Here is a 9,454-nt window from a genome sequence, read left to right as displayed (position 1 = left end):
ACTTTAAAACAGAGCTAACCTTTTACGCATATAAAAAAACAAAATATCTGTGCAAATTACAGCGGTGAATAAGTTTATAGACTGCAAAAAAACAAGAAAAAGCAAAACACTAAGTGCTTTGCTCCTTATAAAATTCCTTTTAACTTTTCACCAATTAACCTCGCTACATACTCATAGCCTTCTGGTCCAAAGTGTAATCCATCTTTTTCACCATTTTCTACAAATCTTTTATAATCCCGTTCTTGAATCATTTCAGCGAATACGTTTAGAAAATAACTTCCTGTTTCCCTCGCCACTTTCTCCACCACGTCTGCATACTGACCAAGCACTCTATTTGTTCTATTACGCTGTCTTTCTTCATCAACTGGTGCAGGACTAATCAGTAGTACTTTATCTGATGAAATATGGTTCACAATCTTCTCTAAGTTTTCTTTATATGCTTGTAATGACACTTGAGAAAAAGAAACTGCATCATTCGTACCAAGAAAAACTGTTACGAAATCTGGTTTATATGATATTACATCTTCTTCAATCCTATTTAACGCATCGAATGTATTATCCCCTGGAACACCTGCATTCACTACTTTCCACTTCGGAAACATCTCTTGCAAACGTGGTGTTAATCTCGGCATTCCATCAAAAAATGTTTCATCAGCTGTAATACTATCTCCAAAGCATACTAACGTTTTCATTAAGCTACTCTCCTTTTACGTATGAAACAACTTTCCTTCTATTGCTTTTATATATCTTTCAGCAGAACGTTCAACTGCCTCATCTGCATTTTCTTTTACTACTCGATGAAAAGCATTGTATAAACGATTAAACTGTAACGGCTTCACTCGGTTCACCATTTCTTCCACTTTTCTCGCTGGTAATGGAATTAAGTTTGGATAGCTATACATAAAACTTACCCACCGCTCATCCGCTACAACTTGAATAATATCACCTGTTAACAAAATCCCTTTTCCATCATTACCTTCTTCCCAATGCAATACAGAACCACCACTAAAATGTCCTCCAAGACGATGTACAGTAATCCCATCCGCTAATTGTAAAGACTCACCAGACCAATAAATAATACGACTACTTGGGCGCATCACCCATTCTTTATCATCTTCGTGTATATAAATTGGTACATCAAATGTCTCTGCCCATTCTACTTGCGTTGAATAATAATGAGGATGAGACAATGCAATCGCATCTAATCCACCAAGCTCTTTTATTTTCGCAATTGTCGTTTCATCTAAATACGTAATACAGTCCCATAGTAAACGATATGACTCTGTTTTCACTATAAATGCCGTTTGACCGATCGCAAATCCTGGTTTTGTCGTAATACTATAAAGTCCATTTTCCTCTTCGATTATTACATTTTTATATGTATCATCTGTTTGCAAATTTTCTAAAGTCGTCCAAGACTGCCCTTTCGGATTCACATATTGCCTCTCTTCATCACAAATATGACAACTCACCAGTTCCTCTACACTCGCTGCATACTGCACACCGCACGTTGTACAAACGTAATTTTTCATCATAATTCCCCCTATCCCTATATTTTTATTAAACTGATTTTTGTTGATAATAATCTACTTTTTTATTTTCAATTAATAAACTTATAAAAGTAAGTAAATAGGCAACTGTAACTGACAATGGAATTACAGTAAATCCTTTTTGGCTTCTGCAACATTCATCTCACTATCTCCCCCAAAATATTTGTACTATAAAGTCACCTCAACCTCGTCCATCCAATAACGCCAAGCTTCTAAATAATCTTCTAAATCTTTCGGGTGGCGCCGTAAACATGTATCTATACGCAAATATAATCCTATGACTGTTTCTTCATATAAATCACGGTCATTTTTATGAAATACACATTGTTTCATCGCATAACCAATCGTTTCTTTTGTTAAATCTTCCGGAGTTGAACAGAACGCATAAATTAAATCATATATAGGATCTCCTAACACTGGTAAAGGATCAATTACACCATACAGATCATTCTCTTGAAATATAAAATTATGAAATCCAAGATCACCATGCAATAAAAATGGCTGATTTATTCCAGTCCCCCTACTTGGACTATTTGCTAACTTAAAAACCGTTCTATACTCTTCCTCACTTATGTAACGTCTTACATTTTCATGAGCTTCCATCACATTTGTCGTTAAAAATTCATTCCAAGATTGAACTGGGCTTTCTTTCCATCCCCAGCCATCAACCTCTGTAGCTACTTCATACTTATTGATAACTTCCTTTACAAGTTTACTAAGAACACTCCGTTTATGGCCTAGTTTGCAAGAAGTTGTGCCCTCAAGGAATGAGTAAACAATATAGCGATTTAAAGGTTCCTTATATAAAAGCTTTGGAAATAATTCGTCCTTTTTATAAAACTGAAGAAAATAAGCTTCTTCACGTATGACATCCGATTCATTCAACTTTATAACGTATTGTTCATCTAACAAATATATAGTACTTGTCGTTCCCCCGTTTAATGCTTTTACGCTATTTGGATAATGTGAAATAACTTTTTCCTTAACTAGTTGTGCAGTGATTATTGAAATGTCCATTCTCTCACCCTTCAACTCCGAATATTTCCTTAATTCAAAAGACAACTTTACTATTATTTGACAAACATAAGGGAATTCCTCCTAAAAATCTTAATATAACAAAAGATAATTTTATTTCATTTCAACTGCTTCCTTCAATATTCCATCATAAAGTTCATTCCATTTGGTAATGCGATGTGATTTCTTCACTCCAAATGATCTTCATTTAATCTAGTAATTTCTATTGAATTATCTCTTTCTTTTAACTTAAGAACCAAACTTTCTACACCAAACACTTCTGTAAACGTATGACTGCCTACAATTAAATTAATTCCTTTAAATTTCGCATGTTGCACTGTATATAATGTTTTTTCACCTGTTATGTACGTGTCACATCCTTTTTCTAATGCACGTTCAATCAAATTTGTATTGTTTCCTGCACCGGTTAAGATCGCAATCCGTTTTACTGGTTTATCGTGATTTCTCCAGCTCTTCACTTTCTCTTCCATTTTTTCTTCAAGTTTTCCAACTAAGTTTGAAAAAGGAATCGCTTCTTTATATTCTCCTATTCCCGGTAGTTCTTCTTCCTCATAGGTTGAATATTCCAGTATTGTATCTATCCCAATTTCGTTAAATAACGATGTACACGTGCCAAACTTTACAAAATCTAACGGCAAATGAATCCAAAAATGATTCATTTCATATTGCTTCAATTTCTCAATACAAGCCTCTTCCATACCAAATAAAAAACTCCACGGCGCATGATGTGTAACTATCATATCGACTCCATTTCGATACGCTTCTTCAATAGTTTCTAACGTTAAATTTGTTGTGTAACCGATTTTGTGAAATTCATCTTTACTTATATAAGTAAAACCATATTCATCATCGCCATATTTATGAAGATGCTCTCCAAATAGTGATGTTATATGTTCATTAAACTGCTTTATATTCATTTTTATTTCTCCTTTCATTTACTTTTATATTTCATAAATAAGGAAATACTAAATTACAACGTTACATACATATAGGAGGACAATATGAAACCTGAATTTTTAAAAGCTGTACATGATGCAATCGGAAATGTCGAACACATTCATATAGAGGAAAGCGGTGCTGACAGCTTACTTATTCATCATGATGATGCACAGCAGTTACAACAAGTTGCTAAGGCGTTAGAAAATAATAATTTCCGCTCCGCTTTAAGAACAACTGGAAATGCTTCGTACATTGAAGTATTGAACAGATAATGAAAGTCCGGATGTATTCCGGACTTTCTTTTTATCCCGCTATTCACCGGGCAGTAAGACCCCACTGATTAAATTTTCACTTTATATTGAAACTTCAAACTCTTTCACATACACCGCTGTTCCAGCAATATCTATTTGTAACTTTTCGTTTTCTATCCCTTTCGTTACATAAACAGTTACACGACCATCTTTATTTATTTCCTGTCCTTGCTCAACGATTAAACCCAATTCATGTTCAAAACCTTTCTCTAAATACTCCACATAATACGCTCCCATTACACCTGAAGCTGTTCCTGTCACTGGATCTTCAATCGTCCCAGCGTAAGCTGATGAAAAATGACGGCCGTGCATTTGTGCTAGTTCATCATAAGTTTCTAGACAAATTGGGTGAATAGAAGCATTAGGTATTTCTTTTAATACTGATGGAAATGCAGCATTATTAGGTTTCATTCTCTCACATGCATTAAGTTTTTTAATCGGTACAATTACAGTCCAATTACCGGTACTTCCATATACAATCGGTAAACTTACATCTAAATCATTTACTTCTAAACCGATACTATGAGCTAATTCTTCTGTTGAACCTGTAAATTCTTTAAACTGAGGTGCTGCCTGTCTCATTTTAATAAAGGTTTCTCCATTTTCATTTACACCTATTTGTATCGGTAAAATCCCAGCCTTCGTTTCAATCGTAAGGTTACTTTTCTCTTCTAATAAACCTTTTTCGCGCAAGGCAAATATCGTCCCTACTGTCCCATGACCACATAAATCCATTTCAAAACCAGGTGTAAAATAGCGCATTCTTATATCTCCTACTTCTGAGGAAAGAACAAAAGTTGTTTCGTTATATCCAACTTTTTCAGCAATAATTTGCATTTCCTCTTCCGTTAATCCATCTGCTTCTAATACAATACCTGCTGGATTTCCCTTATTTGGTTTATTCGTAAATGCGTCGTAATGAAATACGTTTATAGTCTTCATTTTCTTTTCCCCTTATTTGTCCATTTCTTTATTTTTATAATCAATAAGAAAATCGATCTAACCAACTTTCATAATCAGCTTTTTGAAAAGGACGGATAATAAGTCTATCCGTCTCTACTTCTAATAACGATAGCTTCATTTAATTTCATCCCTCGAAATATTAATTGAATTTTCTTTATTATCTTACACAAAATACAAAATCTAGTAAATCATTATGTTTTTGATACATAAAAACCCAGTCATGCTTTATACATAACTGGGTTCTCCATCGTTTCATAATTTTCTATTTCACAAGAACTGCATCTCGTAATTCCCTCTTCAACACTTTTCCTAAAGCGTTTTTCGGTAACTCATCTATGAATACTACTTCTGGTATTTTATAGCTTGCTAATTTCTCTTTACAATACTGAAGAATACTTTCTTCTGTTAATGTTGTTTCGCCATCCTTCACAATGTAAGCTCTTGGAACCTCTCCCCAAAAGTCATCTGGAACTCCAACTACTGCAACTTCTAAAACACCATGTATTTCATGAATAACATCTTCTACTTGATCTGGATATACGTTGTCACCACCGCGTATAATAACGTCTTTATATCTTCCCATAATATGCAGGAATCCATCATCATCTATCATGCCAGCATCACCCATGTTAAACCAGTTATCTTTTACTACCTTCTTTGTCGCCTTTTCATTATTCCAATATCCTTTAAACATGTATGGACTTTTCACATGAATCTCTCCAACTTCATTTGTTGTTAGTTCATGTCCTGTTTCCGGATGAACAATTTTCACCTCTACATTTTTCAAGGTCTTTCCTACAGAAGACATCTTTTCTTTTCCCATCATTGGATGCCATGAGGTTACAACCCAACCTTCTGTACTACCATAGCCTTGCACCATATATATGCCTTTTTCCATATATTTTTGAATGAGTGTTTCTGGCACTTTTGTACCACCGCTTTGTGCTACTTTAAAGGTTGAAATGTTACGTTCTTTTTTATTTAGTTCATCAAGCATGTAACTATAAACGGCTGGGAAAGCAAGCATCGTAGTAATTTTCTCTTCTTCAATCTTATCCCAAATAAGAGCAGGATTCGAATCAGCTAAGAAGATCATCGTAACGCCATGATAAATACAATTTAAAATAGAAAGCACGCCACTCATATGAAACAATGGATGCACAGATAAAAAGCGTTCACCTGCTGGGATCTCTCTTTGTCCCGCAATTTCAGCAAAATAATGATGTAAGTTTTTATGTCCAATTACACATGCTTTTGCCTGTCCAGTCGTTCCTGATGTAAACAAGTAAATGGCATCGTCTTCTTCATGAACTTCTACGTTCGGTTCTGTCGTTGGCTGTTTTTGCAACTCTAATTCAAATGAACCAAAGTCTTCTTTTGTTGTTTGAATTACATAAGGAATTTCTTTAACAGCATCAACCTTTAATAACACTTCATTAAATTCTTCATCAATAACTAACACTTTTAATTTCGCTTCTTTTACAATCGTTTCTAATTCATAAACAGTCAGCTGATGATTTAGCGGAATAAATACCGCTCCAATTTTTAAACTTGCCATCATAACGCTTGGAAATGGGTGATTATTTTTGCATAGTATTCCTATACGATCTCCTCTTTGCACACCATTATGTAACAAATAATGTGCAAACTGATTTACTCGTTCATTATATTGCTGAAACGAATATCTTTTCTTCCCCCCTACAAGCGCTTCCAAATTTGGTGATTGCATTGCTCTCTTTTGTAATAATTGTCGCATCGTTCTCAAGTAAAACTCCCCTTTATATATGTTAGGTTTTTTATTTTACCAGATTAACTATTAATTTACTAAAAATTACACTTAGTGAATATAAGAAGAATATAAAATATCCATTTACTTTACAAGTAAATGGATATTTCCCATTATATATTAGAATACTTCTTGTTCATCACATATTGCACATACTCAGGTGCACTTTTATCAATCTCTTCATCGCTTAGTTTATATTCTGCACCATATAAATAAAAGGAAGGTATAAATTCCATACCTGTGTATAAGCATGTAGCTTGGAATGGTTTCGTCAACTCATCCATTGTAATTCCACTATTTTCATAGTCTTTTTCTAATCCACCTATAGAAATAGCTACACCAAATTCTTTCCCCTTCACTTTATCTCCTTTAGATCCGTACGCAAATCCATATGTTAATACATCATCGAACCATTTTTTTAATAATGGTGGTGAGCTGTACCAGTAAAGCGGAAATTGAAATATATATCTGTCATGTTCTACTAATAACTTTTGCTCTTCTTCAATATTAAACTCCCAATTCGGTGCCACTTTATACAATTCATGCACCGTAATTTCATCCGAATATTTCTCAAGTTCTTCAATCCATCTTTTATTAATTTTTGATTTTTCAATATCAGGATGTGCTACAATTACAAGTGTTTTCATCTTTTTTCATCCCCTTTATAAATTATTCAACCCTTTACGTATTAGTATGAATGAGTCACATATAATTGAAAAGTACGTACTTTAAAGTGCTATAGGAACCTTAAAGTACCTGTGGAGGTGTTATATGAATCAAAATGATAATTGCCCAATTGCAACAACACTCGATGTAATCGGTGGAAAATGGAAAGTTCATATTTTATGTATTTTGTCAGATGGAAAAATGCGAACAAATGAAATTAAACGAGAAATCCCAAACATTACACAAAAGGTTCTTACACAACAACTTCGGCAACTTGAAGCTGATGGGATTATCTATCGTACGGTATATCAAGAAGTTCCACCAAAGGTTGAGTACACACTAAGTGAATACGGAAAATCTTTAATGCAAATAATGGATAATCTGTTTGAATGGGGAAAAGATCATCAGATTAAAAGATTACATGACTAAAAAAGCACTATATACTTTGTTTCATCCTCTACGTTCATATTTTTTATTTCTATAAAGTTTATTTTCATCATTTTTTAGCTAACTTGTTTTCTTAGATTGATGGACGTGACCCCACATCCATCAATCTAAAAAGATACAATTAGAAAAATGAGATTTCTATAAAGTTTCGCATATAAACACTACTTCCGCCTTATTAAACGCTCGCTCTACTTTTTCTAATCTCAATTGTACGTAAGCTATAAAGAAGCACCCCTAAACCGAGAATTTTTTCATTATTAGACACATTAGAACCTAAGGTAATAGTAGGTACATTTAAACCCATAAACCTTTCACTCCATTCTATAGGCATATATCCCTGCTTACCAATTGCTAATGTACGTCCGTCTATTGTACGGAGAGTACTTTGAATAAAATCAAACTCAACTTCTACATCTGACAATTTTGTGGCTTTATCTGTCATCAAAGTACCTCGTATCATAGTAAATCCTTGTATCATTTTTTCTTTAAACATACCAATTTGGTTATAATTCGAGTCATAAATTACCCAATCATATCCGTCCACTTCAGTATGAAAATAAGCTAGAATTTCCCCGCTACTCGTTTCTAATCCGTAAACATCTTTATTATGTAAAAAAGGTATTACTGAAAAAAGAATATTTGATGAAACCATCTTTGTTCCTGCTATATACTTACCATCAGGATGATATAAACCAAATTGCTTGTTTCGTTTTGGTAATTCTAATACAACTAAAGTATCAACATCCCAAAATGTTGCATTACTTTTTATCATATTCTTTTGTATCAACTTTCCTTTTCTTAACTGCCAAAATCCAATTCCCAAAAAGATAGAAGCAGCGATAACAAAAAATATAAACTGCCCCCAATTAATATGTCCCCAATCTTCATATACAGCGCATAAAGCAAGAATAAAAATACCCGTCCCAATTAACAGTTTCATCTTTCCTTTTCGCTTATAGTAATCAAATAATTCCATTTCTATATCCCCCTTATTTCTGTTCCCCAACTATTAATATATCAAAAACATAGAATGCCCTCTATTCAAAAATATAAGTTCTTCCACTGTCCAGTTCATTGGAAACAAAGTGATAGTCGACCTTTTGAGCTCAAACCCCTGAGAAAGAATAAAAGCGAAATCAATATTTTTGTATTTTAGAGATAATACCCTTTCACCATCAAGCTAATAAAAAGATACTCCTTAAAAATAAAAAACGCTATTCTCTCTGTAAAATCATAGAAAAGAATAGCGCTTTTTATTTTGAAATAGAAATCATCATTTAAACTAAACATGCTAATATTGATTTTGTGCGATTGTCAGTTACCTCATAATAAATTTCTAATCCTTTCCGAGTACCTGTAACCATTTTAGCAGCTTTTAGTTTAGATAAATGTTGACTAATTGTACTTTGAGGCATTTGTAAATCCCCATACATTGTTGTTACATTAGTAGGACCTTTTGCAAGCATTATTTTTACTAAAGATAGACGAACTGGATGCGCCAATACCTTTAACACCTCAGCGATTTCTTGAAACATTTCTTTTTTTTCTTTCATCTTATTTCTCCCCTTTTATATACATATTTATGTTATCCATATATATAATTCGGAGGTATATGCGTTTTTGTGTCCGTCATTTTAAAAAAATATAAAAAAACTTTAATCCGAAACTAAAGGATTAGCTTAACATAATGTCTCACCATTAATGATGAATAGGAATCTCATTATGGAAGCAGCAGTTTTTATACTACAACTCTACAT

11 protein-coding genes and 2 pseudogenes are annotated in these 9,454 nt (G+C 33.4%); 2 read left to right on the top strand and 11 right to left on the bottom strand.

The window, feature by feature from the left end:
- Positions 1–125: 125 nt before the first annotated feature.
- From ABWK52_RS23645 to ABWK52_RS23630, 5 genes and pseudogenes are all read right to left on the bottom strand, one after another.
- Positions 126–692: an SGNH/GDSL hydrolase family protein gene (locus ABWK52_RS23645; RefSeq protein WP_000855202.1), complete on the bottom strand. Its 567-nt coding sequence runs from the start codon at positions 690–692 to the stop codon at positions 126–128.
- Positions 693–707: 15 nt separating this feature from the next.
- Complete coding sequence (locus ABWK52_RS23640; protein WP_098541115.1) at positions 708–1,535, bottom strand: MBL fold metallo-hydrolase; 828 nt, start codon at positions 1,533–1,535, stop codon at positions 708–710.
- Between the two features lie 25 nt (positions 1,536–1,560).
- Positions 1,561–1,677: pseudogene (locus ABWK52_RS29850) on the bottom strand (DUF7010 family protein); the annotation flags it as partial.
- A 41-nt stretch (positions 1,678–1,718) separates the two neighbouring features.
- Positions 1,719–2,567, bottom strand: coding sequence for a phosphotransferase (locus ABWK52_RS23635; RefSeq protein ID WP_098541162.1), 849 nt, complete (start codon positions 2,565–2,567; stop codon positions 1,719–1,721).
- 185 nt (positions 2,568–2,752) lie between these two features.
- Positions 2,753–3,502: a Nif3-like dinuclear metal center hexameric protein gene (locus ABWK52_RS23630; protein WP_016118346.1), complete on the bottom strand. Its 750-nt coding sequence runs from the start codon at positions 3,500–3,502 to the stop codon at positions 2,753–2,755.
- A gap of 84 nt (positions 3,503–3,586) precedes the next feature.
- On the opposite strand from ABWK52_RS23630, the gene ABWK52_RS23625 reads away from it, so the two are divergent.
- A complete protein-coding gene (locus ABWK52_RS23625) occupies positions 3,587–3,796 on the top strand; it encodes a hypothetical protein (RefSeq protein ID WP_000801651.1) in 210 nt (69 codons plus the stop codon).
- A gap of 81 nt (positions 3,797–3,877) precedes the next feature.
- On the opposite strand, the gene ABWK52_RS23620 is transcribed toward ABWK52_RS23625, so the two are convergent.
- The 4 genes and pseudogenes from ABWK52_RS23620 to ABWK52_RS23605 form a co-directional block, all read right to left on the bottom strand.
- A complete protein-coding gene (locus ABWK52_RS23620; protein ID WP_098541116.1) occupies positions 3,878–4,777 on the bottom strand; it encodes a PhzF family phenazine biosynthesis isomerase in 900 nt (299 codons plus the stop codon).
- Positions 4,778–4,823: 46 nt separating this feature from the next.
- Positions 4,824–4,916 (bottom strand): annotated as a pseudogene (locus ABWK52_RS23615) (GNAT family N-acetyltransferase); the annotation flags it as partial.
- 144 nt (positions 4,917–5,060) lie between these two features.
- Entirely contained in the window at positions 5,061–6,554 is a 1,494-nt protein-coding gene (locus tag ABWK52_RS23610) for a class I adenylate-forming enzyme family protein (protein ID WP_002061911.1), read from the bottom strand.
- Positions 6,555–6,697: 143 nt separating this feature from the next.
- Entirely contained in the window at positions 6,698–7,231 is a 534-nt protein-coding gene (locus tag ABWK52_RS23605; protein WP_000855231.1) for an NAD(P)H-dependent oxidoreductase, read from the bottom strand.
- A gap of 124 nt (positions 7,232–7,355) precedes the next feature.
- Here ABWK52_RS23605 and ABWK52_RS23600 point away from each other — a divergent pair, with 124 nt between their 5' ends.
- The gene (locus tag ABWK52_RS23600) at positions 7,356–7,679 is read left to right on the top strand and encodes a winged helix-turn-helix transcriptional regulator (protein ID WP_001072981.1); all 324 of its coding nucleotides are present in this window, start codon (positions 7,356–7,358) and stop codon (positions 7,677–7,679) included.
- Positions 7,680–7,872: 193 nt separating this feature from the next.
- Here the strand turns inward: ABWK52_RS23600 and ABWK52_RS23595 are convergent, their stop codons facing one another.
- Together ABWK52_RS23595 and ABWK52_RS23590 are read right to left on the bottom strand one after the other, a co-directional pair.
- Positions 7,873–8,673: a hypothetical protein gene (locus ABWK52_RS23595; RefSeq protein WP_000418473.1), complete on the bottom strand. Its 801-nt coding sequence runs from the start codon at positions 8,671–8,673 to the stop codon at positions 7,873–7,875.
- Between the two features lie 301 nt (positions 8,674–8,974).
- On the bottom strand, positions 8,975–9,250 hold the full coding sequence (locus tag ABWK52_RS23590; RefSeq protein WP_000660066.1) for an ArsR/SmtB family transcription factor: 276 nt from the start codon (positions 9,248–9,250) through the stop codon (positions 8,975–8,977).
- Positions 9,251–9,454: the final 204 nt, after the last annotated feature.

The sequence above is a fragment of the Bacillus sp. AP50 genome (assembly GCF_040492675.1).
Classification (GTDB): Bacteria; Bacillota; Bacilli; order Bacillales; family Bacillaceae_G; genus Bacillus_A; species Bacillus_A cereus.
This window is presented reverse-complemented; position numbering and strand designations above follow the sequence as displayed.

Excerpts from the sequence above, each read along its gene's own strand:
- ABWK52_RS23645 (WP_000855202.1), bottom strand. The coding sequence starts at position 692 with ATGAAAACGTTAGTATGCTTTGGAGATAGTATTACAGCTGATGAAACA.
- ABWK52_RS23640 (WP_098541115.1), bottom strand. The coding sequence starts at position 1,535 with ATGATGAAAAATTACGTTTGTACAACGTGCGGTGTGCAGTATGCAGCG.
- ABWK52_RS23635 (WP_098541162.1), bottom strand. The coding sequence starts at position 2,567 with ATGGACATTTCAATAATCACTGCACAACTAGTTAAGGAAAAAGTTATT.
- ABWK52_RS23630 (WP_016118346.1), bottom strand. The coding sequence starts at position 3,502 with ATGAATATAAAGCAGTTTAATGAACATATAACATCACTATTTGGAGAG.
- ABWK52_RS23625 (WP_000801651.1), top strand. The coding sequence starts at position 3,587 with ATGAAACCTGAATTTTTAAAAGCTGTACATGATGCAATCGGAAATGTC.
- ABWK52_RS23620 (WP_098541116.1), bottom strand. The coding sequence starts at position 4,777 with ATGAAGACTATAAACGTATTTCATTACGACGCATTTACGAATAAACCA.
- ABWK52_RS23610 (WP_002061911.1), bottom strand. The coding sequence starts at position 6,554 with ATGCGACAATTATTACAAAAGAGAGCAATGCAATCACCAAATTTGGAA.
- ABWK52_RS23605 (WP_000855231.1), bottom strand. The coding sequence starts at position 7,231 with ATGAAAACACTTGTAATTGTAGCACATCCTGATATTGAAAAATCAAAA.
- ABWK52_RS23600 (WP_001072981.1), top strand. The coding sequence starts at position 7,356 with ATGAATCAAAATGATAATTGCCCAATTGCAACAACACTCGATGTAATC.
- ABWK52_RS23595 (WP_000418473.1), bottom strand. The coding sequence starts at position 8,673 with ATGGAATTATTTGATTACTATAAGCGAAAAGGAAAGATGAAACTGTTA.
- ABWK52_RS23590 (WP_000660066.1), bottom strand. The coding sequence starts at position 9,250 with ATGAAAGAAAAAAAAGAAATGTTTCAAGAAATCGCTGAGGTGTTAAAG.